The sequence below is a fragment of the Atribacter sp. genome, assembly GCF_035418125.1.
In the GTDB taxonomy this organism is placed as follows: Bacteria; Atribacterota; Atribacteria; order Atribacterales; family Atribacteraceae; genus Atribacter; species Atribacter allofermentans.
Genome location: NZ_DAOLQM010000009.1, coordinates 1 through 25,429, shown reverse-complemented (window position 1 = coordinate 25,429; position 25,429 = coordinate 1). Strand labels below are relative to the sequence as shown.

The 25,429-nt window shown below is 40.5% G+C and carries 28 protein-coding genes; all 28 read right to left on the bottom strand.

The window, feature by feature from the left end; genetic code table 11:
- Positions 1–17: 17 nt before the first annotated feature.
- Positions 18–767 (bottom strand): UMP kinase, encoded by a 750-nt coding sequence (gene pyrH, locus PLK24_RS01490; protein ID WP_324475946.1) that lies wholly within the window; start codon positions 765–767, stop codon positions 18–20.
- Between the two features lies 1 nt (position 768).
- Positions 769–1,365, bottom strand: a complete 597-nt coding sequence (gene tsf, locus PLK24_RS01485; RefSeq protein WP_324475944.1) for a translation elongation factor Ts — start codon at positions 1,363–1,365, stop codon at positions 769–771.
- Positions 1,362–2,240: a 30S ribosomal protein S2 gene (gene rpsB / locus PLK24_RS01480; RefSeq protein ID WP_324475943.1), complete on the bottom strand. Its 879-nt coding sequence runs from the start codon at positions 2,238–2,240 to the stop codon at positions 1,362–1,364. The genes tsf and rpsB overlap by 4 nt, the downstream gene beginning before the upstream one ends.
- 178 nt (positions 2,241–2,418) lie before the next feature.
- Positions 2,419–3,816: an ATP-dependent protease ATPase subunit HslU gene (hslU, locus tag PLK24_RS01475; RefSeq protein WP_324475942.1), complete on the bottom strand. Its 1,398-nt coding sequence runs from the start codon at positions 3,814–3,816 to the stop codon at positions 2,419–2,421.
- A 42-nt stretch (positions 3,817–3,858) separates the two neighbouring features.
- Positions 3,859–4,392, bottom strand: coding sequence for an ATP-dependent protease subunit HslV (gene hslV, locus PLK24_RS01470; protein ID WP_324475940.1), 534 nt, complete (start codon positions 4,390–4,392; stop codon positions 3,859–3,861).
- Positions 4,393–5,343 carry a site-specific tyrosine recombinase/integron integrase gene (gene xerA, locus PLK24_RS01465; RefSeq protein ID WP_324475939.1) on the bottom strand — a complete coding sequence of 317 codons (951 nt, stop codon included), beginning with the start codon at positions 5,341–5,343 and terminating at the stop codon, positions 4,393–4,395. It lies immediately after the preceding gene.
- On the bottom strand, positions 5,297–6,646 hold the full coding sequence (gene der, locus PLK24_RS01460) for a ribosome biogenesis GTPase Der (RefSeq protein ID WP_324475938.1): 1,350 nt from the start codon (positions 6,644–6,646) through the stop codon (positions 5,297–5,299). Before der ends, xerA begins: the two co-directional genes overlap by 47 nt.
- A complete protein-coding gene (gene ispH / locus PLK24_RS01455) occupies positions 6,639–7,514 on the bottom strand; it encodes a 4-hydroxy-3-methylbut-2-enyl diphosphate reductase (RefSeq protein WP_324475936.1) in 876 nt (291 codons plus the stop codon). The genes der and ispH overlap by 8 nt, the downstream gene beginning before the upstream one ends.
- Position 7,515: 1 nt before the next feature.
- Entirely contained in the window at positions 7,516–8,181 is a 666-nt protein-coding gene (cmk, locus tag PLK24_RS01450; protein WP_324475934.1) for a (d)CMP kinase, read from the bottom strand.
- Positions 8,178–9,536: a 3-phosphoshikimate 1-carboxyvinyltransferase gene (gene aroA, locus PLK24_RS01445; protein ID WP_324475932.1), complete on the bottom strand. Its 1,359-nt coding sequence runs from the start codon at positions 9,534–9,536 to the stop codon at positions 8,178–8,180. The genes cmk and aroA overlap by 4 nt, the downstream gene beginning before the upstream one ends.
- Positions 9,529–9,924, bottom strand: a complete 396-nt coding sequence (aroH, locus tag PLK24_RS01440; RefSeq protein ID WP_324475930.1) for a chorismate mutase — start codon at positions 9,922–9,924, stop codon at positions 9,529–9,531. Before aroH ends, aroA begins: the two co-directional genes overlap by 8 nt.
- The gene (locus PLK24_RS01435; protein ID WP_324475928.1) at positions 9,924–10,448 is read right to left on the bottom strand and encodes a cob(I)yrinic acid a,c-diamide adenosyltransferase; all 525 of its coding nucleotides are present in this window, start codon (positions 10,446–10,448) and stop codon (positions 9,924–9,926) included. Before PLK24_RS01435 ends, aroH begins: the two co-directional genes overlap by 1 nt.
- Entirely contained in the window at positions 10,435–11,169 is a 735-nt protein-coding gene (locus PLK24_RS01430; RefSeq protein WP_324475926.1) for a pseudouridine synthase, read from the bottom strand. Before PLK24_RS01430 ends, PLK24_RS01435 begins: the two co-directional genes overlap by 14 nt.
- The gene (scpB, locus tag PLK24_RS01425) at positions 11,156–11,704 is read right to left on the bottom strand and encodes an SMC-Scp complex subunit ScpB (RefSeq protein ID WP_324475924.1); all 549 of its coding nucleotides are present in this window, start codon (positions 11,702–11,704) and stop codon (positions 11,156–11,158) included. The genes PLK24_RS01430 and scpB overlap by 14 nt, the downstream gene beginning before the upstream one ends.
- Entirely contained in the window at positions 11,697–12,278 is a 582-nt protein-coding gene (locus tag PLK24_RS01420) for a hypothetical protein (protein ID WP_324475923.1), read from the bottom strand. The genes scpB and PLK24_RS01420 overlap by 8 nt, the downstream gene beginning before the upstream one ends.
- A 3-nt stretch (positions 12,279–12,281) precedes the next feature.
- Entirely contained in the window at positions 12,282–13,256 is a 975-nt protein-coding gene (trpS, locus tag PLK24_RS01415; protein WP_324475921.1) for a tryptophan--tRNA ligase, read from the bottom strand.
- 13 nt (positions 13,257–13,269) lie between these two features.
- Entirely contained in the window at positions 13,270–15,879 is a 2,610-nt protein-coding gene (locus PLK24_RS01410) for a CBS domain-containing protein (protein WP_324475920.1), read from the bottom strand.
- 97 nt (positions 15,880–15,976) lie between these two features.
- On the bottom strand, positions 15,977–17,149 hold the full coding sequence (locus PLK24_RS01405) for a phosphopentomutase (RefSeq protein ID WP_349770631.1): 1,173 nt from the start codon (positions 17,147–17,149) through the stop codon (positions 15,977–15,979).
- Positions 17,140–17,700: an NUDIX hydrolase gene (locus PLK24_RS01400; protein ID WP_324475918.1), complete on the bottom strand. Its 561-nt coding sequence runs from the start codon at positions 17,698–17,700 to the stop codon at positions 17,140–17,142. Before PLK24_RS01400 ends, PLK24_RS01405 begins: the two co-directional genes overlap by 10 nt.
- Before the next feature lie 2 nt (positions 17,701–17,702).
- Positions 17,703–18,365 (bottom strand): CBS and ACT domain-containing protein, encoded by a 663-nt coding sequence (locus PLK24_RS01395; RefSeq protein WP_324475917.1) that lies wholly within the window; start codon positions 18,363–18,365, stop codon positions 17,703–17,705.
- Positions 18,366–18,697: 332 nt separating this feature from the next.
- Positions 18,698–19,252, bottom strand: coding sequence for a 2-oxoacid:ferredoxin oxidoreductase subunit gamma family protein (locus tag PLK24_RS01390; protein WP_324475916.1), 555 nt, complete (start codon positions 19,250–19,252; stop codon positions 18,698–18,700).
- Positions 19,242–19,997, bottom strand: coding sequence for a thiamine pyrophosphate-dependent enzyme (locus PLK24_RS01385; RefSeq protein WP_324475915.1), 756 nt, complete (start codon positions 19,995–19,997; stop codon positions 19,242–19,244). The genes PLK24_RS01390 and PLK24_RS01385 overlap by 11 nt, the downstream gene beginning before the upstream one ends.
- A gap of 11 nt (positions 19,998–20,008) precedes the next feature.
- A complete protein-coding gene (locus PLK24_RS01380; RefSeq protein ID WP_324475914.1) occupies positions 20,009–21,061 on the bottom strand; it encodes a 3-methyl-2-oxobutanoate dehydrogenase subunit VorB in 1,053 nt (350 codons plus the stop codon).
- Complete coding sequence (locus PLK24_RS01375) at positions 21,058–21,279, bottom strand: 4Fe-4S dicluster domain-containing protein (protein ID WP_349770630.1); 222 nt, start codon at positions 21,277–21,279, stop codon at positions 21,058–21,060. Before PLK24_RS01375 ends, PLK24_RS01380 begins: the two co-directional genes overlap by 4 nt.
- A 48-nt stretch (positions 21,280–21,327) precedes the next feature.
- Positions 21,328–23,025, bottom strand: coding sequence for a DNA repair protein RecN (gene recN, locus PLK24_RS01370; protein WP_324475912.1), 1,698 nt, complete (start codon positions 23,023–23,025; stop codon positions 21,328–21,330).
- A gap of 2 nt (positions 23,026–23,027) precedes the next feature.
- The gene (locus PLK24_RS01365; RefSeq protein WP_324475911.1) at positions 23,028–23,882 is read right to left on the bottom strand and encodes an NAD(+)/NADH kinase; all 855 of its coding nucleotides are present in this window, start codon (positions 23,880–23,882) and stop codon (positions 23,028–23,030) included.
- Between the two features lie 34 nt (positions 23,883–23,916).
- Positions 23,917–24,744: a TlyA family RNA methyltransferase gene (locus PLK24_RS01360; protein WP_324475910.1), complete on the bottom strand. Its 828-nt coding sequence runs from the start codon at positions 24,742–24,744 to the stop codon at positions 23,917–23,919.
- Positions 24,745–24,775: 31 nt separating this feature from the next.
- On the bottom strand, positions 24,776–25,429 hold a 654-nt coding region (locus PLK24_RS01355), incomplete at its 5' end, for a polyprenyl synthetase family protein (RefSeq protein WP_324475909.1).

Genomic DNA, 25,429 nt, shown 5'->3' with positions numbered 1-25,429 from the left:
ATCTTTCAATAAATCCTTTAATTGTTCGGCCATTTTCCTCCCTCCTGAGAAATAATAGTTCCAATTTTATCACCTATAATTACTCGTAAAAGATTGCCAGTTTGGTTAAAGTTAAAAACAATGATCGGAATATTATTATCCATGCACAAAGAAACTGCGGTCGAATCCATAACCTTCAGTCCTAGATTCAGTACATCAAGGTAACTGATAGTCTCATATTTGACCGCATTCCGGTTCGCTACCGGATCTGATTCGTATACACCATCAACTTTAGTTGCTTTAATAACAGCATCGGCTTTGATCTCGGCGGCTCGGAGAGCAGCTGCAGTATCGGTTGTAAAATATGGATTTCCCGTTCCAGCTGCCATAATGACCACCCGTCCTTTTTCCAAGTGGCGGATGGCACGTCTTCGAATATAAGGTTCGGCCACCGCTCTCATTTCAATAGCTGTTTGGACTCGAGTGGGGATATCAGCATTTTCAAGAAAATCTTGAAGAGCTAACGCATTAATAACCGTCGCTAACATCCCCATATTATCAGCGGTCACCCGGCTTATTCCCCGATCTCCGGCAGTACGTCCTCGAAATATATTTCCACCACCAACGACTATAGCTATTTCTACCTGTAATCGGTGGATTTGCTTAATCTCTTGGGTAAAATACTCTAAAACTCGGTTATCAATGCCCGAAGAGAGTGACCCCATCAGCGCTTCTCCGGATAATTTTAATAAAATCCGTCGATAAAGCGGCTTTACCTTTTCAACCATACTATTCTTCACCAAGTTTTAAACGCACGAAACGTTTAATAACAATATTCTCGCCCACTTTGGCAATAGTTTCCACTAATAATTCTTTAATTTTTTTATCATTATCTCGAATATATTCCTGTTCGAGCAGACAATTGTCTTGATAAAACTTATTCAACTTCCCTTCAATAATTTTCTTTTGGACCGCTTCAGGCTTACCGCTTTCACTGAGCTGAGCTTGATAAATCTTTTCTTCTTCCTTACGAATATCTTCAGGCACATCTTCAATCGCAACCCAGCGAGGAGCTTGAGCTGCAATTTGAAGAGTTAATTCTTTGACAAAGCTGATAAATTCTTCGGTACGGGCTACGAAATCAGTTTCACAATTGACTTCTACCAATACTCCTATCTTTCCGTCAGTATGAACGTAGGAACCAATGAGGCCCTGTTCGGTTGACCGGTTTTGCTTCTTGGCCGCTGTTTCAATTCCCTTCTTACGAAGAAGCTCACAGGCTTTTTCTATATCTCCCTTGGTTTCCTCTAAGGCTTTTTTACATTCCATAACTCCTGCACCACTTCGGTTTCTAAGCTCATAAACTACTTTTGCATCATAGCTCATGGTTGTTCCTCCTTTGCTTCTTCGGTGAGATTTTCATCGTCACTTTCAATTTCTTCCAGTTCAGGATCTTTGAGCTCTTCTAAAATCGAAAGAGGAAGTTCTTCTTCATTGTCGGTGGATACTTCATCAGAAACCGCCACCTCGGTTTCAGGGACAGCTTCTCCTTCAGTAGTAACTTCTTCACGACCCTCGGTTGCATACTGTTTACCCTCCATCACGGCATCGGCTATGATGGATGAGAATAGACGAATAGCTCGTATGGCATCATCATTACCTGGTATCACAAAATCGACTTCATCAGGATCACAATTGGTATCTACAATACCAACGATTGGAATCCCAATACGACGAGCTTCTAAAACGGCGTTTCGCTCTCTCCTGGGGTCGACAACAAACACACAATCGGGAACCCTGGCCATCTTTCGGATTCCAGTAAGGTATTTTTCCAATCGAGTCTTGGTTTTTAAGATTTGCATAATTTCTTTTTTTGGAAGTCGGTTTAAGATACCGTTTTCTTCCAATTTCTCAATGTGTTCCAATTTATCTATGCTCTGCCGAATGGTTACAAAATTAGTAAGCATACCCCCCAGCCATCGCTGATTCACATAATACATCCCACAACGGTTCGCTTCTTGCTCTATGGCTTCCTGCGCCTGTTTCTTGGTCCCGACAAAAAGAACCGTTCCACTCTCCTTCGCTAAATCACGAACGAAATAGTAAGCCTTCTCAGCTAAGCCAACGGTTTTTTGTAAATCAATAATATAGATATTATTTCTTTCGGTAAAAATATAGGGTTTCATTTTTGGATTCCAACGGCGGGTTTGATGACCAAAATGAACCCCAGCTTCCAACAACTGCTTCATAGTAACGATCATAAATAATTCTCCTTCCGGTTTTTCCTCTGCCGAACCGATGGTTTATCTCCTTTTTGGAGAGCACCGGAATTCTTGTCCGGCATGAGAATTTATTCTTATGCTATGCATAAATCGGGCACAGTATATCATGAAAGGGAAAAATATTTCAACCATAAATCCAATTTATCTATAAAGGAAATTACAAAATATAACGGGTAACATCTTCATCTTGTAAAACATTTTTCAATCGGTCCTGAATATAAGCTCGATCAATAACCACCACTTTTTGCTTTAAGTTCGGTGCTCTAAAAGAGATATCCTGGAGAACTCTCTCTACCACCGTGTGCAAGCGACGCGCACCGATATTCTCCATTTTTTGATTTAGAATTGAGGATATATGCGCAATTTCTCTTAGCCCGTCATCGGTAAACTGTAATTCAACCTCTTCGGTTGATAACATTGCTGTATATTGCTTCACCAAAGAATTGTAAGGCTCAACAACGATTCGATAAAGGTCTTCCTCGCTAAGCGCTGAAAGTTCAACTCGTATGGGAAACCGACCTTGTAATTCAGGAAGTAAATCTGATGGTTTAGTATGGGAAAAGGCTCCGGCAGCAATAAAAAGAATATGATTGGTACGAACCGGCCCATGTTTGGTAACCACTGTTGAGCCTTCTACGATCGGTAATAGGTCACGTTGAACTCCCCCTCGGGAAACATCAGGACCATGGGTGTCCCTCCCCCCTGGTGAGGCGATTTTGTCAATCTCATCGATAAATACAATTCCACTTTCCTCTACTCGTCGGATGGCTTCACTTTTAATATCATCCATATCCAATAACTTCTGAGCTTCTTGATTAAAAAGAATTTCCCGAGCATCTTTGACTTTAACCCGTTTCTTCTTCTTACGGGCAGGAAAAATGCCTCCAAAAAGACCAGAAAAGTCAATACCCATATTATCTAGCCCACCAACATTAACCACTTCTACCGGCATTGAGCTCTCTTCAATCTCAATTTCGATTTCCCGGTCTTCTAATTCACCCTGGTGTAATTTTTCTCGAATTTTTTCTCGTGTCCGTTCTGCTGAAGAAGATGGCGTCGGCCATACCACATCAACCCGAGTACTGGTTCCAGAAGGAGAAGGTTCGTCAAAATCTTCTGGTGTAATTCTTTTATTAAAAAGAAGATCCAACAAGCGTTCTTCCACAACCCATCTGGTTTTTCCTTCTTGAGCGCTTATTTTTTCACTTTTTACCATTCGCAGTGATAACTCAGCCAGATCACGAATAATTGATTCAACATCTCTTCCCACATAACCAACTTCAGTGAATTTAGTTGCCTCTACCTTCATAAAAGGCGCACCGGTCAGTTTCGCAATCCGACGGGCAATCTCAGTTTTACCAACTCCGGTTGGACCGATCATGATGATATTTTTTGGAGTAATCTCCTCAGCTATTTCTTGAGGAAGCATCCTTCGTCGCATCCGATTACGAAGGGCAATCGCAACCGATTTTTTAGCGTCTTCCTGACCAATAATATATTTATCTAATTCTCGGACAATTTCTTCCGGGGTTAAAAAATCATCAATCTGTTCCATGTCAATCTCTTCCTTTCTCTTAGAAGCATCTTACCCCCTGGTTTACCCTAAAGTTTCCAAATGAATGTGATCGTTGGTATAAATACAGATTTCTGCAGCAATTTCCAAGGATCGACGAGCGATCGCCTCCGAATCCATATCAGTATTTCGATATAATGCTTTGGCAGCAGACAAAGCATAATTGCCTCCCGAGCCAATAGCTGCTATTGATTCGTCCGGTTCGATTACGTCTCCTTTTCCTGAAATAATCAATACATGTTCTAAATCCATAGCCAGCAATAAAGCTTCAAGATGCCTGAGAACTTTATCAGTCCTCCACATTTTAGCCAACTCAATGGCTGCCCGAGACAGATTTCCACTATAAGAATTCAATTTCTCTTCAAAACGATCCAGCAAGGTGAGACAATCTGCACCAGCTCCTGCAAAACCGGCTAAAACATTCCCTTGATATAAGGTCCGTATTTTTTTAGCTCCTCTTTTTAATACTGATTCATTCATGGTTACCTGTCCGTCACAAGCCATTGCTGCTTTTCCATTTCGTAAAACGCCAAGAACTGTTGTTGATATGATCTTCATTTAATCCTCCTTTTTATGGGATCGGGGGTGAGTATTTTCATAAACTTTTTTCATATTGTCCCAATTTAAATGGGTGTAAATTTGGGTGGTAGAAAGACTGGAGTGTCCCAGTGCCTCCTGAACAATCCTCATCTCAGCCCCTCCTGAAAGAAAATGACTGGCAAAACTATGACGAAAAGTATGAGGAGAGGCTTTTTTTACCATCCCAATCTCTGCTAAGATTTTATTTAAAATAACCCGTACACCACGAGTCGTTAATGGTTGTTGGAGATAATTTAAAAAAAGTTCCTTAACTGGTCCTTTCGGTCGACGAAAAGCCAGATAATCTTCGACTGCCTGAAGAGCTTTATCGTTAAAGGGGACGATTCTTTCTTTTCCACCTTTCCCCCGCACCTTAACGATTTTCTGCCGAAAATTCAAATCGATGGTTTTAAGCCGAACTACTTCTCCAACTCGCAAACCAGATGAATACAGAATTTCAAAAAGTGCTCGATTGCGAGCCTGAAGAAAATTTGGTTTTTTTTGAAAACGATCTTCCAAATAAGTCAAAAATCGATTAATTTCCTGTTGAGAAAAAAAGGTGGGAAGACTTTTTTCTTCCCTGAGCCCTCCGATACCATCGCAAGGATTTTTTTGAATTTTTCCTCTTTTTCGTAAATATCGATAAAAGGTTTTCAAAGCCGACAATCGGTTCAGCTGAGAAACTCTCATCAAATGGGAAATAGTTTTTAGGAAAGCCATAAATCCGGCTACGTCTGAAGTACCAACCTCGACTAGACTTCTTTTATTGGTTTTCATTAAATAACTATTAAATTGATTCACCACTCGAAGATAATTTTCAATAGTATGTTCTGAGTAATGGCGCTCGAACTCCAGATATTCATGAAACTCGTTAATTAATTCATTATTTATTTTTAAGCTCGATGGTGAGGGGTACACCTTCCCAATCACCTTCCTGACGAATGATTTTTTCAATACTATGAATACTTCTCTCCAGCTCTCGATCGTTTCCTTTAAAATTAGTTAAAAACGAAAAACGAGGAGGAGCAGTGAGCTCTTGATATCCATAATAGACACGGAGAAGCCTTCCTTTTCCCATACTGATATTTAAATCGTTAATTTTTTCCTTAATCTCTCGATTGATAAAGCTGGTTTTAAGCCGTTGATAATAGCGGCTCGCAATGGTTGCAAATTGAGCTAAAAAATGAGGCTTCAGTTTTCGGTCGGTTGCCGACCCAATCAAAACCGTAGCATAATCGAGAAAATTTAATTCATTCCAAATCCACTTTTTGGTTTCCTCAATTTTTTTTCGAGTCAATCGCTCTGGAATTATATCCATCTTATTCAGGAAAATAAGACAGCACTTTTTTTGCTGATAAATTTGATTGGCAATGTGCCTATCCTGCTGGCTAATCCCTTCTTGAACATCAAGGACCAACACACAAAGATTGGTTTCAGCAATTTTTTCCATAGTCCGTACTGTGGCATAAAAGGCGATATCTTCCTTGATACGGGATTTGCGAGCCAATCCGGCAGTATCCACCAATTGATACCGTCCGTACCCTCCGCTAACCAGCGATGATTCCAGTGGATCTCGAGTTGTTCCTGGAATGGTACTCACTATAGATCGGTCGCTTTCCAACAACATATTAAACAAGGTTGATTTCCCGACATTGGGTTTACCAACAATGGCAATACGAAAATCATGATGCTCGACAACTTGAGCATCTTCCGACTCAGTATCACTTTTCAATCGGTCAAAAAGGATGGATTTTAATTGAGGAATCCCGTCCCCATGTACTGCCGATATCTGCACGACATCATCAAACCCTAATGCATAGAAATCCGATAGTAATCCTAAATGGGTCATCCCTTCCCTTTTATTCACGATCGGAATAATAGTATCCTTCACTCGGCGCAAACGACTTATTAACTCATGGTCAACGCTGGTCATTCCTTCCTTTCCATCAAGAATCAACAAAATGTAGTCAGCTTTATTGATGACTTCCCACACTCTTTTTTCTGCTTCGGTTTGCAGAGGATCATCTGGTGATACCGTTAATTCAATACCAGCAGTATCGACCAATCGAACCAGAACTCCATCGATCTCAATGATATTTTCAATAAGATCTCTGGTTACACCTGGAGTTGAGTCAACAATGGTAATCCTTCGTCCCGAGAGACGGTTGAAAAGGGTTGACTTGCCAACGTTGGTCTTTCCTACAATAACAACTAATGGTGCTTCTTTATTCATAGACTTTTCCCTTATTCAATTTTTTCATCAACTCTTTTACTGCACAATCGGGAGTTGAAGCCCCACTGACAATTAATATAGTTTGGTTCGGTTGGAACCAGGTCTTTTCCACTTCGTTAGGATCCTCGATCCAAATGGTTCGTGGAGCTTGTTCATTCGCTATCAAATAAAGACCGCGAGTATTGGAACTATGTTTCCCTCCTAAAATTATAACCACATCTATTTTCCCAGTTTGGAGATGAGATCTTAATTCATTTTGCCGATATTCGGTTTCTAGACAGAGAGTATTATAAATCAGACACCGATCGGTTAAATTTTTTTCTTCCAGTAATCGACAAAAATCCAGGTACTGTTGCTGAGGAAAGGTAGTTTGCTCGATAACCGCCAAGGGTTGATTTTCTGGTAAAGTATTGAGTTTATTTTCCCAATCGGTTGAATCCTTACCTAATACCAAAGGTTTGGTGTTTAGCTCACTGATTAAGGCTTTAATTTCGGCGTGGTTGGGATCTCCGAGAATAATCATGGTATATCCCTTCTTTTCTAATTCACTGGCTAATGACTGTACCTTTCGAACTCGAGGACAGGTGGTATCAATTATGGTAACTCCTTTTTCCAGAAGCTTTTCCCGGGTTTTACGCTCCAAACCGTGGGAACGGGTAACCACAGTTACCTTATCAGGTATCTGTTCCACCTCATCTTCTAATCGAGCTCCCCTTTCGATTAACATCTTTACTGCTTGATGGTTATGAACTAATTCTCCGAGAAGATAAACCGGTTGGTAATTTATATCAAAAGCTTGTATTGCCATGGTATACGCCCTTTTTACTCCCGGACAAAAACCAATATGCTTAGCTACAAGAATTTTCATATCATTCATTCTCTACCGCTTTTTGGTAGAGAAAGTTCACCACCTCTTCAATACTCATATCAGAAGTATCAACCATCATGGCATCATCAGCCGGTCGCAGAGGAGCTTCACTTCGAGTCGAATCGATAGTATCTCGTTGTATGACATTCTCAAGGACTTTCTCATAAGAGATATCAATCCCTTTTTCTTTTAATTCTTTCCATCGTCGCTGGGCTCGAATTTCTGGTCGAGCCATTAGAAATATTTTTAAATCAGCATCGGGAAGAACCACCGTTCCAATATCTCGTCCCTCAGTAACTGAAAAAGTCGATTGAGCTAAATCCCTTTGTTTTTTCTTTAAAAAATGACGTACAGCAACTATTTTTGCTACTGGAGAAACATGCTGATTTACATCAGTTTGACGGATTTCTTCATCGCATCGCTTTCCATTGAGAAAAATGACCGAAATTCCATCAATAACTTGAAAATGGAGATCCATTTTATTTAATGCTTGGTTTAGGGCCTTTGGGTCTTCATAATTTATACCTTGTTTTATTAAAAAATAGGTAATCGCTCGATACATGGCACCAGTATCTATATATAAATAGGATAATTTTTTGGCTAACAAACGAGCTACCGTACTTTTCCCCGCTCCGGCAGGTCCATCAATAGCAATCAGCCTTTTCATGCTTCCTCCCGATTATAAGCATTATTAAATGAAGTGTCGGTTAAAAACTGAAAGCCCCCATATCCAATTTTTTGAAGATCTTGGAAGAAATTCGGGTAACTAATCGATATACATTCGATATCTTCTATTTCCACTGGAGCATCAGCAATCAAACCAGCTATCACCATACTCATGGCTATTCGGTGATCACCATAACTTTTTACCTTGCCACCTTTCAATCGAACTGGACCGGAAATAATCAATCCGTCTTCGGTTTCATCAATCTGTGCTCCCAAATCGATTAAATTTTTACTGATAGCATGCAAACGGTCGCTTTCCTTTACTCGCAATTCACCAGCTCCCCTGATTATCGAACGACCATGAGCTTGGGTCGCAAGTACTGATAATATGGGAATCTCGTCGATTAGCGATGGAATCTCTTCCTGACCAATCTCAAAGCTATTTAAAACTGAGTGTTCTATGGCAATATGACCCTGTCGTTCCCCCCACTCTTCCCTGACATCAAATGGATTGATTTTGGCTCCTGTTTTTTGCAAACAATCAAGCATACCAGTTCGGGTTGGGTTCAAGCCCAAGTTTCGAATAATAAGATGAGACCCTGAAATTAAAAGGGTAACAGCAATTAAAAAAGCAGCTGAAGATATATCTCCAGGTAAATGAAAAGGTCGGGCAACGAATTCTTTTCCCGGGTAAACTTGAATCACTTCGTTTTGTTTTCGAATATCTCCTCCCACCGCTTGGAGCATATTTTCAGTATGATTTCGCGAAAGGATTGGTTCTTTTATAAAGGAAGGATTATCTCCCCATAATGCAGCAAAAAGCAAACAAGATTTAACCTGAGCACTGGGAATTTCGAGAGTATGATGAAAAGCTTGTAATGGTTTTTTGCCGATGATATAGAGAGGTGCATATTGATCTCGGTCTCGACCACCAATAACCGCGCCAGTTTTTCTTAATGGATCAATAATGCGTTTCATGGGGCGCCGGCGTATACTCTGATCTCCAGTTAAAATTGATAACCCTTGAATTCCAGCGATAATACCGGTAATCAACCGCAAGGTTGTTCCTGAATTTCCCACATCAAGGACATCCGATGGCTCAGACAAACTTTCTTTTCCAGAACTGCTTATCCTAACCATGCCCTGGTTAGGAAGGGCTTGCACTTTCACACCTAAAAGTTCCAAACAATGTAACGTTGACCAGGTATCTTGGCAAAAGGAAAAATTCTGAATGATAGTCTCTCCTGAAGATAAGGCCCCAATCATCGCTGCTCGGTGACTAAATGATTTATCTGGAGGGCAAAAGATATCTCCGCTCAATTTGACTGAAACTGGAATAATTCGTACCTTACCCATTATTTTCTCCCTTTAAATCCCTCCGAAGGTTTTGAGCCTCTCGCATATAAACATGTCGAATGGCTTCATGACTGACATTGGGACAGAAAGCGATCATCATCAAACGAATACAACGCTTAATAGTACCCTCTATGGGAATCTCTTGCGCACACATCAAGGGAAGAAAACGATATTCTTCAATTTGTCGAATTGCACGGGCGGGAAAAGCCGATTTTAAATCATGAGTGACGGTTATGAAAACCGCCGTAATATCATCGGGCTCTAAATGGTTTTTTTTCATCATGGTTTCAAACAAAAGCAAGGTGGCCTGAGCAATTTCATCCGAACTATCTCTATCAACTGTAATAGCTCCCCTAATCCCTCGCATAGGATTTTTCTGGTATTCCATTAATATTCAATCCCCTTTCGAGCCGGTATTCCTTGTTGATAGGGATGTTTAATCAGAATCATGTTGGTAACCAAATCAGCATAATCAAGGAGCTGGGGTATTGCCTTCCTGCCGGTTATTATAACCTCGATCTTCTGTTTTCGAGTATTCAATTCTTTTAAAAAATCATCCCAACTGAGCATTTGGTAGGTAAAAGCGTAAAGAAATTCGTCCATTATTAATAAATCATAATCCTCGGTGTGTAAGGCTCTTTTGGCCATTTCCCAACCCATCAAGAATTCTTGATAATCCTCTTCCTGCCACTGCCTATTTAAAATAAATTTCCCCGATCCAAATTGATATAAAGTTATTCCCGGTAGGTATTGGAGCGAAATGAGCTCACCGGCTAGGTTCTTTTTAAAAAATTGGAGAAAAAGAACTTTTAAGCCCTGACCAGTAGCCCTGACCGCCAGGCCAAGAGCTGCAGTGGTTTTCCCTTTTCCATCCCCATAATATACTTGAATGAATCCTCTATTGGTTGACATCGGTCGAAACACCACCTCTCTCAAAAAGAAGTTTAATCTCATCCTTCAAGAGATAACGCCATTCTCCGGGCAATAAATTCTCATCCAGGGTTATCGGTCCCATTTTGGTCCGTATTAAACGCAAAACTGGATGACCAATACCTTCAAAAAGAATCCGTATTTCGTGCTTTTTTCCTTCATTTAAAATGACTTCAGCAATCGTAAATCCCTTCTGATGTTCAATGAGCTTTGTTGAATGAGCTTGATAGTGCCTTCCGTTCTTTACAATCCCATCGGCAAGTACTTCCAGTTCCCGGCAATTCACCTGGCCTGAAACATAAACTCGGTAGGTTTTCAACACTTCATAGCGGGGATGGGTTAAAATATTAGTAATTCGTCCATCATTGGTAAAAAGAAGCAAGCCCTCACTATCATAATCCAAACGACCAACCGGAAATATTCTTTCCTTGATATCAGTAATCCATTTCATAACCGTTTCCCTTCCCCGTGGGTCTCGGACCGTTGTCAATGTACCTCGAGGTTTGTACAATTGAAGATAAATCAGACGATCCTCCGGTTGAACTGGCGATCCATCAAAGGTTACCACATCAGTTGGCTCGACTTGATAGGCTGGTTGGATTTGTATTCCGCCGTTGACGGCTACCCTTCCCTCTTGAATATAGCGATCACAGGCTCGCCGAGAACCAATTCCGGCCTGAGCTAAATATTTATTCAACCTCATTGGCTACTTCCTGACTGGCAATAATTTGCTGAATTCGTTGCAAGGCTTCCTGGTCTTCTAAACCAAATACTTCAAAAAATTTCTCGGTGAGTTGGTAAAGAAAAGGTTTTCCTGGTCGATCGACCTGACCAGCAATGGCAATTAAACCTCTTTCTAATAGAACACTTATAGCAGCCCCGGAATCAACCCCCCGCTTGATGTCGATTTGAATTTTAGTCACTGGTTGTTCAAGGGAAACAATAGCCAGAACCTCCAAGGCAGCACGGGATATCCCTTTTTTAACTGTAACCTGGGCATATTCCTTTAAATGGCTTCCATACTCTGGCCGAACCGCCATTTGCCATTGCCCAGCTACTCGGCGTAAAAATATAGCACTCTGCCGTAACCGGTAGTCCTCCAATAAATTAAATAGTTCTTTTTCAACCAGGTCTCGGTCGGCTTGAGTTACTCTCATTAACTCCTCAATCGAAACCGGCTGAGGAGAGGAAAATAGAAAAGCTTCGATTAATCCTTTTAACAAAATATCATTACTCATTTTTTATTAGGTACACCAATCCATCTTCTTCTTTCATTTTAAGGAGGTCTCGAAAAACCATATCCAGCAATACCAAAAAAGTTGCAATAACTATTCGAAGCTCCTGCCTATTCTGAAACAGAGCGTCCATTCTGAACCATTGGCCGGTATGTAGGTCAAAAAAACCATTAATGTAATCTCGCTGCTCTTCAATCAGATTTTCAAAGTGATCATCTATTTCAATTCGTGGCTGATTTGTTTCAGCATTCAAAAACTTACGATATAGGCCCAATAAGCTGTCCAATGACATCTTTTCCAGATCAAGAACTTCTCGAGTTTGAATTTTTTTCCAACGCTCGGGAGGTACTTTTAAAATATTTTCTTCCTGTTGCTTTAGCTCGGCAAGAACCTGAGAAAACAATTCAAAGATCTTTTTCTCAATAGATTGACTATCTTCCTCCAGGATTTCTTCTTCTTCGATCTGGAGAATTTCGTTCAACTGTTTTTCAATTAATTCAATCTCTTCTTGGAGCAGATTTACCCTCTCCCAAAGAGCGTTGGCTTTTTCTATCCGATCTTTCCAGTCAGTATCCATAATCTATCGAGGTATTTGGTAATCAATATTCATCGCTTCTCGAACTTTTTTCATTGTTTCACGAGCAAGAGTCTGAGCTTTCCGACTCCCTTCCACTAAAATATCTTTGACTAATTGTTCTTTCCCTTGATAGCGTCCCCGGAAAGGAGAAATCTTTTCCAGATAATCAACCATCAATCCCAATAGTTCTTTTTTGCAATCAACACACCCCAGATCTCCTGTTCGGCAGTCTTTTTCAATCTGTTCGATTCGAGGATTCCCAACAATATTCTGAAAAGAAAAGACATTACATCTTTCCGGATGTCCTGGATCACGTTTTCGAATTTTCTCTGGATCGGTAAACATTGAAAGAACTTTGGTTCGTAATTCTTCTTTGGTATCAGATAGACCAATAGCATTATTTAAACTCTTACTCATCTTTTTCCCATCAATTCCCAAGATTCGTGGAGTTTCAGTAAGAAGCGGTTGTGGTTCCTTGAACACTTCTTGTTGATAGAGATAATGAAAACGGCGTACCATTTCTCGGGCAATCTCAATATGAGGAACTTGATCTTCTCCAACCGGCACCTTAATCCCTTGATAAATAATGATGTCAGCAGCCATTAAAACCGGATAGCCAAGATGCCCATAACCAACTGCTTCTTTCAAACCCATGTCTTGAAGTTGCTGCTTTAAAACCGGATTTCGCTCCAGCCACCCCAAGGGAGTGACCATGGAAAGAAGAAGATGAAGTTCGGCATGTTCCGGAACCAACGATTGAATCATAGGAATACACACTTCAGGATCAATACCCACACTAAACCAATCAATAGCCATATCAATGATATTTCGCTCTATATCCTCAGTATGTTCAAAAGAGGTGGTCAAAGCATGCCAATCGACAATACCAAAAATACAGTCATATTCTTTTTGGAGCTGCAACCAATTTTTTAATGCTCCCAGATAATGACCGATATGCATTTTACCGGTTGGTCTCATTCCGCTAAAAATCCTATCTTTGTTCCCCACGTTTTTTCACCCTTTCCCAATATTGCCTAATCAATTGTTCTTCTTCTAAACGGTTCATTGCGTGTCCATCAATTTTTGCCAATTTTAGCTCATCCAGCATTGTAGCATAGTGAGGACCAGCTTTAATGCCCATTTCTTGCAAATCTGAGCCTTTTAAAATGGTTTTAATGGTTATCCATTCTTTAAGATACCGGTTTAATCGCTGACTTGCCAAGCTATTCTCTGGATAAAAACTGAGCAAATAATATAAAAACTCAAGGGGTATCGATCGACAGCGAAGATAAACCTCTGAGGGACGAATATCTTTTTCTTCGATAGCCCACCTAAATTCACTTTTTTTGGAGTGATAACTCACTACTTTATGAGTGAAGTGACGAGATAATGCTAAACGCTTTTGCAATAATGAAATTTGCTTGATGTCAAAATCATCGAATAGAGGAGTCAGTTGATAAAGAAACCTATCAATTCCTAAAATGGTTTTTACTTCTGGCAGTCTTTTTTCAACATCAATAAACCGATCGGAATATTCCCTTTTCCAGATACAACCTGGTAAAATCGACGGTATCATATCCAATTGGTAAAGGCGTTCTAAATAACGATAATAATTAGGTAGTTCCAGTATGAGCTGAATTTCTTCTTTAAGACGATCGGGCTTAATACTATCTAATAAATTTTTTCGAATAGTTTGTTTTAAGAGACTCATGGTAAACGGTTCGATATGAAAACCATATTTTTTTTCGAACCGGACCGCTCGTATGGATCGAGCGGGATCATCAACAAAGCTTAATGGATGAAGAATTCGAAGAATCTTACTTCTTAGATCTCGATAGCCACCAAAAAAATCATAGAGCTCTCCCCAATTGTCAGGATAAATACTAATGGCCATTGCATTTAAAGTAAAATCTCTTCGAAATAAATCTTTTTTTAAGTCAGAATATTCCACATCTGGTGCTGCACCTGGAAAACGATAAAATTCTTTTCGAGCACTGGCGAAATCGATTCGTTTCTTATCTTTCATAAAAACGACCGATGTGCCAAAGGGTGGATAGGCAACTACCTTCCCATTAAGCAGCCGGTTGAGATTCTGGGAAAATTCAATTGCATCTCCTTCTACCACCAAATCTAAGTCATGATTAGGAACACCTAAAATTATATCCCTTACCACTCCTCCAACTAAATAAGTTCTTACTCCAACTCGGCGGGCAAAGCCACTAATCAGGTTGATCAGTTCCAAATCAGCAGCAGTAAAGTGGGCAAATACCGACTCAGAAACATTTAATCGGGTCAACTCATTGACTACAATATTTTCTTTCTGATGAAACACCCGCAAAAGATCGCTTCGGGTAATTATCCCGATTGGTTTTCCTGCTTTGATAACCGGTACTCGTCCTATATCATTTTCTACCATTAAATTTCGTATAGTATATATCGAGTCACGGGGCGAGACTCCAATGATCTGAGGTGACATAAAACTCTTGATCGGGGCATTTTGTAGACCATGGTGGATGGCTTTTTCCATATCTCTCCGGGCAATAATTCCCACCAACATCCCCTCGTCATCGACCACCGGCAATCCGGAAAAACCCGAACGAATTAAAGTTAAATAAGCATCATTGATACTGCTTTCACGGTGAACAGTTTTCACTGGTGTTGACATAATATCAGCAGCGCGAGTAAAAGAGAATGAGCGTTTCATCATATTGATGATTTTTTTTCTGACTTCTTCCAAAGAACTTCCCTTGATCGAAGCCGATGCTGCACTTTTATGTCCCCCACCATTCAAGCCGGTAGTAATGATGCTTACATCGATTTCTTCCAGCCGGCTACGAGCAATAACGTACACCTTATTTTCCATATCAAAAAGTGAAAAAAGGACATTAATTTCTTCCAAATCCATTAATTTATGAACCAAAAAAGATACCCCATCGACATAATCCTTAACCTGAACTGAAGTAAAATGAACCTGAATCCCATTTACTTCAACCACGGTTAGGGAGTTCACCATAAGTTTTAAAACATCCCGTTGCTCATTAGTAAGTTGCATATTGACATAATCAGGTATGGCACTCAACTTTGCTCCATGTTCGACTAAAAAGGCAGCAGCTTGAAGGTCACGGGCGGTTGTGGTTGGAAAGGTTAATGAGCCGGTATCTTCATATATTCCAAGAATTAAAAGAGTCGCTTCCAAGGAATTAAGAGGAAGAGTCTGTTCTTTGATCAGCTCCACCAAAATGGTAGTACAGGCACCGGTTGGCTGAACAACCACCTGTTCCCCTTTTAATCCATCTGGTGTTTCGGGATGATGATCATAAATGGCAAAAGCTACCCTCCCAGCCTGAATGAGCTCTTCGGCTTTTCCACTCCTTGAAGGAGAAGAAGCGTCCACAATCCAAATTTTCTTAACCGATTTCCAATCCAATTCTTTCTCTATTGAATAATTAAAAAAAGTCCCATAAAGAGTAAGAAAGCGCCGAACATTTCGATTCACACTACCACCGATAATAATGCGGGTTCCCGGATAAAGTTTGGAAACTGCAAACATCGAGGCTAAGGCATCAAAATCAGTACCTTCATGGCTGATAACAATATTCATTATTAATTAGACTCCTGGATAGGATGTAGGACCGGCGGAAAATGATTTACTCTCTTAAAATAGAAAGTCATCGGATCTAAACCTTCTTCCTTCCCGATTAATCACCAATTATGAAGGAAAAACTGGTTCCCGGACCCGACCAAGGAATTCCAAACAATTGGGCAACTGTCGCCCCAATATCAGCAAAAGAATTGCGGATACCCAAAGAATCCCCCATTAATAATTGGGGAGAGGCACAGATAAGAAGTGCATGCTCGCGGGAATGATCAGTGCTAGGCGTGGTTGGATCACACCCATGGTCGCTGGTAATGATTAATAGGTCATTAAAACGTAATCGAGGGAGAAATTCTTTTAATTGAGCATCCCAGGATTCAAGAGCTTTCTGAAAACCAATGGTGTCATTACGATGACCATAGAGGGTATCAAAATCATTGAAGTTGGCCCAAATCAAACCAAACCGCTCATCATCGAGTAATTCAAAAAATACCCGAAAGGTATCGGAGTTACTGGTGGTCTTAAAATTTTCACTGATTCCTCGCCCAGTAAAAACATCACCAATTTTTCCAACTCCGGCAACTTGAATTCCCTTCTCTAAAAGAACATCTAATACTGTAGGGTAAGGAGGGGACAGTGAAAAATCTTTCCGCCTTGAGGTCCGTTGAAAGTTACCTGGTTGACCAACAAAGGGACGAGCGATAATACGGGCAACAGCATGATCGCCCTTCATAATTCCCCGAACCATTTCACAAAGACGATACAGGTCTTTTATCGAGATGATTTCTTCATGAGCAGCGATTTGCAACACACTATCGGCCGAAGTATATAAAATTGGAAAACCGGTACGGATATGTTCTGCGCCGTATTCCTCAATAATGGTGGTTCCGGATGCCGGTTTGTTCCCCAAAACCTGAAAACCGGTAACTCTTTCGATCTCATTGATAATCTCTTTGGGGAAACCATGCGGATAAACCGGAAAAGGCCGCTCGGTAATGACTCCCATCATCTCCCAATGGCCGGTAGTCGTATCTTTCCCTACTGATTTTTCTATCATCTTTCCATACCAACCCTCGGCTTTATTTACTGCAACAATTCCCAGTATTGGTTCGATTTTTCCTAATCCTAATCTTTCCAAAGTTGGGCAAGACAAACCACCAACCTTTCGAGAAAGATTGGCTAAAGTATGGCTACCCTCATCTCCATATTCAGCAGCATCAGGAAGTTCACCCATTCCCAGACCGTCAAGAAGAGCAATAAATATTCTCAAGTTAATCCTCCCAGCCAATATTGCAAGGCAATCATAGTCTTGGCATCTCGTATTGCTCCTTTGGCCATCATATTCTGAGCTTTTTCTGGGGTTACTTTTAAATAATAAATTTCCTCGTCATCATCCCCCTTTCGAGCTTTTTCAACTGGGTACGCCCGAGAAGCCCAGAAAAAATGAATTAATTCCGTACTATATCCTGGTGCGAGAAATACTGGAAAAAGGTATTTCCAATGTTTACTGGTAAAACCAGTTTCCTCCTCCAATTCTCGAATTGCACAATCCAATGGATCCTCATCTGGTTCCAAGGTTCCAGCTGGAATCTCCCAAAGCCACTGCCCAGCCGGTGCTCGGAATTGCCGTATTAAAATAATTTGATTTTCCGGAGTAGTTGCAATAATTGTCACTGCTCCTGGATGAGTAATGAAAATCCGCTCTAAATCATCAACATAGGTATTTCTTTTTAGCTGAAATAAACGAGTTTCACAGAGTATTTCGCTGTTCTTTATTTCAGGAATAACAAGTTTTGGTAGTTTTTTTTCATCATAAGGAAAAAACACCCTTACACCTCTTCATCTACTGGGGAAACCCAGACATGTTTCACGGTAATACCATCGGCTTTAAAAGCTTCAATAATTGGTTCGTAATCGCGAGTTGCAACCCGTATTACAACATAACGTAAGTCTGGTCTTTCATTTATATAAAAAGTGGCCAAACTCAATATATTAACCATAAATTGAGAAACAATGCCTGTAACCCGATGCAATTCACCTGGTTTTTCGGGAAGTTCAAGAGTTATTCGGGTTCCACCTAACTCTACTCCCAGAGTTTCAACTAAGACATCAAAAATATCCGATTCAGTTATCATTCCCACCACACGAGTTTCCTCGACTACCGGAAGGCCACCGACTTTGTTCTTCTTCATGATTAAAGCGGCTTCTTCGATTGGAATATCGGGTTTTATGGTGATTACATTTTTTTCCATTATTTCAGCTACATTCATTTTACTAAGAAGATAAGTCAACTCAAAACGACTCAAGGTGGTCGCTTTAGATGGTTCGGCTTCTAACAAGTCGTTATAAGTAACAATCCCGATCAATTTGTCCCGATCAACAACCGGAAGTCTCCGAATTTCATTTTCTTTCATTAATTTCTCTGCTTCTAAAATGGTAGTAGTACTGGTAATAAGGACAACATCTTTGCTCATACGGTCTCTCACTAACATGGATAATCCCCCCTTCCAGGGAATTTTTCTTTTTAAGAATTTTCAAAACCCCTTAAAAAGTCTCTTACTCATCACCATTGTAGCTATCCCGAAAACCCACGGGGCATGATAAATTAAGCCCCTACAAAAGAATTTAAAAAAAATGTCATCCTGAGCCCTCGCTTTGTGAGGGCGTGAGGACTTCATCTTTTGATTTTTTCTTTTTTTCTTTAACTACTTTTTCTCCTCCTCGGTCTTTATCACGCCCATTCTTTAACTAATGTAGCGACCTGCCATGGCATGTCGAATCTTTATTATCATCCTCATCTGGTACTATCAAGTGCTACGGGGTTCTATTCAGAAATTTTCTTGGATATCGAATTCTTTCCTGCAGAGAAAGCCTTCATATTGATATCGATTAACTGGCTTTTCTTTCCTTGTAATATTTCTTCCAAAGCCTGCCGGATCGACTCTTCTTTGACCGTTGAATGATAACCGATCAAAGCGCCAAGAATAACCATATTTAAAGTTCGAGGATCACCAACTTCACTACCGGCAATATCATTTCCGGGAATTTCCAAGATTTGAATATTCGGATCTTGGTACTTTTGGGTTATTAAAGAAGAATTAACAACCAATAACCCACCTGGTCTTATAGTTGGGGCATAACGCCGCATAGATGGTTCATTCATCACAATACAAACCTGGGGATGATCGGAGATGGTTGATCCTATTTCCTGGTCGGAAATGATGACAACACAATTAGCGGTCCCGCCTCTCATCTCAGGCCCGTAGGAGGGATACCAACTAACATGAAATCCTTCAATCATACCGGCTGTGGCCAATACTCTCCCCAAGAATAAAATTCCCTGACCACCAAATCCTGCTACAACGGTTTCAACGTGCATCGGGGACTCCCTCCTTGACTTTAATTTCACCAAGGGGAAAGACTGGAATAATATTCTTTTCCAACCATTGGACGGCTTCTAATGGAGGCATTGCCCAATTGGTAGGACAGGGTGATAAAATCTCCACCAGAGAAAAACCTAAACCAGCTTGTTGGGTTAAAAAAGCTCGTTTGATTGCTTGTTTCGCTTTTTTTATCAGCTGAGGCTTGGTTAGGGCAACTCGAGCGATATAGGCCGATCCTTCGGCTACTGCCAACATTTCTCCCAGCTTAAAAGGAAATCCTGCTTCATCTTGCTTTCTTCCCCGAGGCGAGGTTGTCGTCCGTTGATTAAGAATAGTAGTGGGCGCCATCTGTCCCCCCGTCATCCCAAAAGTAGCATTGTTAATAAAAAAAGCCGAAATGCATTCCCCCCTTACTGCACAATGCACAATTTCTGCAGTGCCGATAGCGGCAATATCACCATCACCTTGATAAGAAAAAACCATCCGGTCGGGAAGTGCTCGTTTTATACCGGTAGCAGTAGCCGGAGCTCGGCCATGAGCACCCATAACAAAATCAATATCCAAACATTCATAGATATATACCGAACAGCCTACCGGTCCAACACCAATGGTTTTATCAGCAATATCCAGTTCATCGATAACTTCGGCAATTAATCGCTGAGCCAAACCATGATTACAACCAGGACAATAACGGAAAGGTTGATTAATTAAAGTCTTTGGTCTCTCAAATACAGTCTGCATGGCTATTCTCCTTATTTCCCTAAAATATCACGAACTCTTTTTAGGGTATCTTCAACCGATGGAATCATGCCACCACTCCGTCCATAGAAATAAACCGGAACAGCACCATTTACTGCCAATTTAACATCTTCTACCATCTGTCCCATATTCATTTCCACATCTAAAACTCGTCCGGCTTGTTGGGCTAATTCCTGCATAATGGCTGACGGAAAGGGATAGAGAGTAATCGGTCGGAGAAGTGCTAAACGAATCCCTATATTTTTAGCTTCCCTGACAACACTCTTGAGAATCCGAGCGATGGTTCCATACCCAACCAAAAGCATCTCCGGCATATCTTCTCCAAATACTTCGTAGCGAATTTCTTCTTGCTCAATTTTTTGATATTTTTTAAATATTTTGTTGTTGAACTGTTCCAAGCCTCTTGGATCCAGGTCAAAACATAGGACATAATGACGCTCTCTACCGTCTTTACCAGTGGTTGCCCAGTCTTTTACTGGTAATGGAGGAAAATCGGGTTTTTTAAAAACTACTGGTTCCATCATCTGACCTAACATTCCGTCTCCCAAAATAACAACTGGATTTCGGTATTTATCGGCAAGATAGAATGCCAAGTAGGTCAGATCAACTAATTCTTGAACAGATGCAGGACCTAAAACAATAACCTTATAATCCCCATGCCCTCCTCCCTTTACCGCCTGAAAATAATCACTCTGAGAAGGTTGTATGTTTCCCAAACCCGGCCCTCCTCGGCTCATGTTAACGATCACTGCTGGTAATTCAGCCGAAGCCAAATAAGAAATTCCTTCCTGCTTGAGGCTAATTCCCGGTCCAGACGAGGAAGTCATCACTCTTTTTCCAGCCGCCGCTGCTCCATAAACCATATATATTGAGGCAATTTCGCTTTCAGCTTGGAAAAAAATCTTCCCCTCTTCAGGCATCCTCAGCGACAGGTATTCACTGATTTCGGTTTGTGGAGTAATCGGATAACCAAAATACAGATCGCATCCCGCTTGGATTGCTGCTTCAGCGACCGCATCGTTTCCCTTCATTAAAATTTTTTTCATTTTTCATTCTCCCGATAGACTGAAATTGCCACTTCTGGACACACTTGTGCACAAAAACCACATCCAATGCAATGATCACCATCATTCACCATTGCCGGATAGTACCCATGTGAATTGAAACCTTCTGATAAAACCAACACTTTTTTAGGACAGATCTGAACACAATATCCACAACCTTTACAAAATTCCTGATTAATTAAGACTTTATTCAATACCATCTACTCTCCTGTCAATCAGCAGATTTTCTCAGTTAATTGCACCGAGTCTTACTTTCCGGCTCTTTCCATTAAGGTTTCGGCAAATTGTAGAGCTGGTACTGTCGATTTTTCTCCTCCCATCATACGGGCTAATTCTTGCAAACGCTTTTCCCGACCTTGAAGGTCGCTTATTTCTGCCCACGTATCTTGACCGTCAGTATGCTTATCGACTCTCAAGTGTTGATCGGCAAAACAAGCGATTTGGGGAAGATGGGTAACACAAACTATTTGACGACCGGAAGCAATCACCCTTAATTTCTCACCGATCCAAAAAGCGGTTTTCCCTCCTACTCCCTGGTCGATTTCATCAAAAATCATAACCGGAAGATTTTTCATTTCCAAAGCTATTGATTTTATACCTAATACTAAACGTGACAACTCTCCACCCGAAGTGACTTCCATAACTGGTCCTAAAGGCTGTCCGGGGTTTAATGAAATCATAAAACTGATACTATCCAAACCTGTTGCCCAAAATCTTTTCTGCTCAACCGGAACCATATCAAAACTGACTTCAAACTTAACTTTGGAAAAAGCCAATTGTTTTAATTCTTCTTCTAATCGGTTTTTCATTATCTTGGCTGCTTTTTGTCGATACTGAGAAAGCTTTTCTCCACTATCAAGTAATTCTCGTTGGTATTTTTCCAGCTGTTCTTCCAGTTGCTTTTTTTTCTCAATTTGTCGCTCAACTTCCAACAGTTTCTCTTCAATACTTTTCCGATAATCAATTAATTCACTGGTTGTTCGGCAGCGATATTTTCTTTTTAAGCGTTCTATTTCAGCCACTGATTTCTCTATTTTTTCAATTTTATCCGTCGAATAGTCTAACTGACTTCTTAAAGCAGCGACTTCTAAAGCTATTTCTTGTAGCTCAGTTTCTATACCCCGAAGGTTCTCCGCAATACCATTTAAAGCCAAAAACTTCCCTTCGGTAGGGATTTTTTCCACTTCATAGGCCAAACGGGAAAGAAGAGTAGTTATTCCTTCCCCACTCTCATTTCCTTCCATTAAAATAAAGAAAGCATCTAACGCCGAACAATAATATTGCATATTAGCCAATAAACGAAACTCTTCTTCAATTTCATTCATCTTTTCAGGAGATAAACCCATCTCTTCAAACTCTTGAAAAGCAAACTTGAGCTCACCCCAACGGGAAAGGTCACCGGCCATCAACTGCTCTAATTCATGTTTGGTTTGCAGCCAATCGGAATATTTTTGTCGGTATAACTCTCTTTCTTTTTTCCCAGTTTTATCCAAAAAATCATCCAAGATATTCAGCTGGTTCTCATTCGCCAAGAATCGCTCATGTTCTCTTTGACCGTAAATATCAATTAACATAGCAGCTGCTTCTTTTAGCAATCCAACTGGAACCGATCTTCCGTTAATACGAGCTCGATTTCTCCCATCTCGATGAATCTCCCGTGACAACACCACTTCCCCGGGAACCTCACCGGTTAATTCATTTTCTTCCAGCCATTGAATTAAATCGGGACCGGAAGAAAGGTCAAAAAGTCCTTCGATGAGGGCTGATTTTCGGTCACGACGAATCATTCCTTCAACCGCTCGTCCTCCTTTAAGGAGACTTATAGCATCAATTATCAAAGATTTACCGGTTCCCGTTTCACCGGTAATCGCTACCAGACCACCTTCTAATTCAAGGTGTTGAGAATCAACAATGACGAAGTCTTTAATGACCAGTTCTCGGAGCATTCCTAATCAATCCGTTTTCTAATATCCATCCCCCAGGACAATTTGTCTCTCAACAATGAATAAAAGGGTTTCTCGGGAATAAGCTTTACCATATGATTGGTAAGTTTCGACTTTCGAACTTCAATATAATCTCCTTTATCCAGGGTAAAACCCCTCTGTCCGTCCAAAGTAACCATAGTTCCTTCCTTGGTTGATTCTAATATCAGCCGTATCGAGGAGTTCGGTTGAACGATAATTGATCGAGCGTAAAGGGTATGGGCACAGATAGGAGTTATGATAAAAAGATCTAAAGTTGGATGAATAACCGGACCACCTGCTGATAAAGAATAAGCAGTTGAACCGGTAGGAGTGCCAATGATCAACCCATCGGCAGGAAAAGTTGCCAGATATTCGTCATCGATGAAGGTGCTGAGGCGAATCATCTGAGCAAAGGGACCTCGGTATATCACCACATCATTTAAAGCAATATCTTGCTCCACTTCCTTATTGGTATGATGAATAGAACAGTCCACCATCATTCGGTTTTCAACGGTGTAATTTCCTTCTAAAACCGCTTTTGCAGCATTGAACAAGGCCTCTACACTCACCTCGGTCAAAAAGCCCAATCCGCCCATATCGATACCCAATATCGGAATTCCTTCAGCCGCATAACTGTGATTTGCCGATAAAAAAGTACCATCGCCACCTAACACAAAAACCATGTCTGGTTTTTCTTTAGGAATTTGATTGGTGTCGATTATAGTACATGATACCTGGTATTGATTAAAAAATTCACGCAATTCTTGCGCTTTTTGGGAAATCATATCATTCACTTTTCTGGAAAAAATATGAATTCGCTGAATTGGATTTCTATTCATCCTATCTCACTTTTTATAATTATTTTCGGCTGATTCATTTTGTAAAAAAATGATGCGCTTCCTGTACTTCTTTTCTTATTATATCCCCAAATTCAGTTTTATCAAAAAAATTAGCGCATTTCATCCAATAGGCTAAATATTCAATATTCCCTCCCCCCCCTTGAATTGGGGAGAAAGTAATTCCTTGAAGTTGGAGATGGTTGTCTCGGGCTGATTCAAGCACATCCTTAAGGACTTGGATATGGGTTTCTTTTTTCCTCACCAGACCACCACGCTCCACTTTATCTCTCCCAGCTTCAAACTGGGGTTTTATTAAAGCAATACATATTCCCCCTTTTGGAAGGAGGGAACTGATAACCGGAAAAACTAGGCGAAGTGAGATAAAGGACACATCAATAGTAATACCTTGGATAGGCTCAGGGAGGTCTTGTGGAACATAATAGCGTATGTTAATTCTCTCTAAAGGAATTACTTGGGGATTTTTACGAAGCTTTTCGTGGAGAAGTCCATAGCCGACATCAAGGGCAAATACCTTTTGAGCTTGTTTTTGCAACAAACAATCGGTAAATCCTCCGGTCGAAGAACCAATATCTAAAAAAACTTTACCAGCCGGATCGATTTGGAAATAAGAGAGGGCCTTGGCTAACTTCTCACCGCCTCGGCTAACATATTGAGGCAACCTTTCAAGAGCAACTTTAGTATCATCCCATACTCGAGATGAAGGCTTTAAAATTCCTGAAACATTTTCAACTTTAACATCACCCGCCAAAATCATCCGCTGGGCTTTTTCTCGGCTTTCAACTAATCCTCTTTTAACTAATAATTCATCAATTCGGATTTTTTGTTTTTTTTCTTCCATCATTTTAGCTATGGATAGATAATTCCAATTGGTTTTAGTGGTGACGGGTTATGATAAAGTGGGCTATCTCTCTTAACAAGGAAAAGGAACGATTGGTTTGGTTTAAGATTGCTTCAGCTTCTCGAAATAAGTTTTCCATGATTTCCTGAGTCCCATGAATTCCATAAATTTTCACCAGAGTTGCTTTCTCTTGCTGGACATCTTTACCAGCTGTTTTACCCAATATCTCGCTCGGTTGGGTGACATCTAAAAGATCATCTTTGATTTGAAAGCATTCTCCCGCCAACAGTCCAAATCGCTCCAAATCATTGAGTTCTTTTTTATTCACACCCCCAACTATTGCTCCGCAAAGAATTGGTGCTTGAATAAATCGGGCAGTTTTCATCCGATAAATATCCATTACTTGTTCCTCGTCAGCTTCAGTCCCTTCTAGATCAATATCTAGCACTTGACCACCAACCATACCTTCTACGCTGAGGGCATCCAATAAAACATTGAGAATTTTTAACAATTTAGTATTACCAACTAATCGGCAAAAATGACTATCGGAAAGAATAAAACGAAATCCTTCCACCAACAAAGCATCGCCAGCAAGGATTCCCATAGCTCCCCCAAAAGCTTTATGCAAACTATATTTTCCACGACGATAATCATCATTGTCCATTTCTGGTAAATCATCATGAACCAA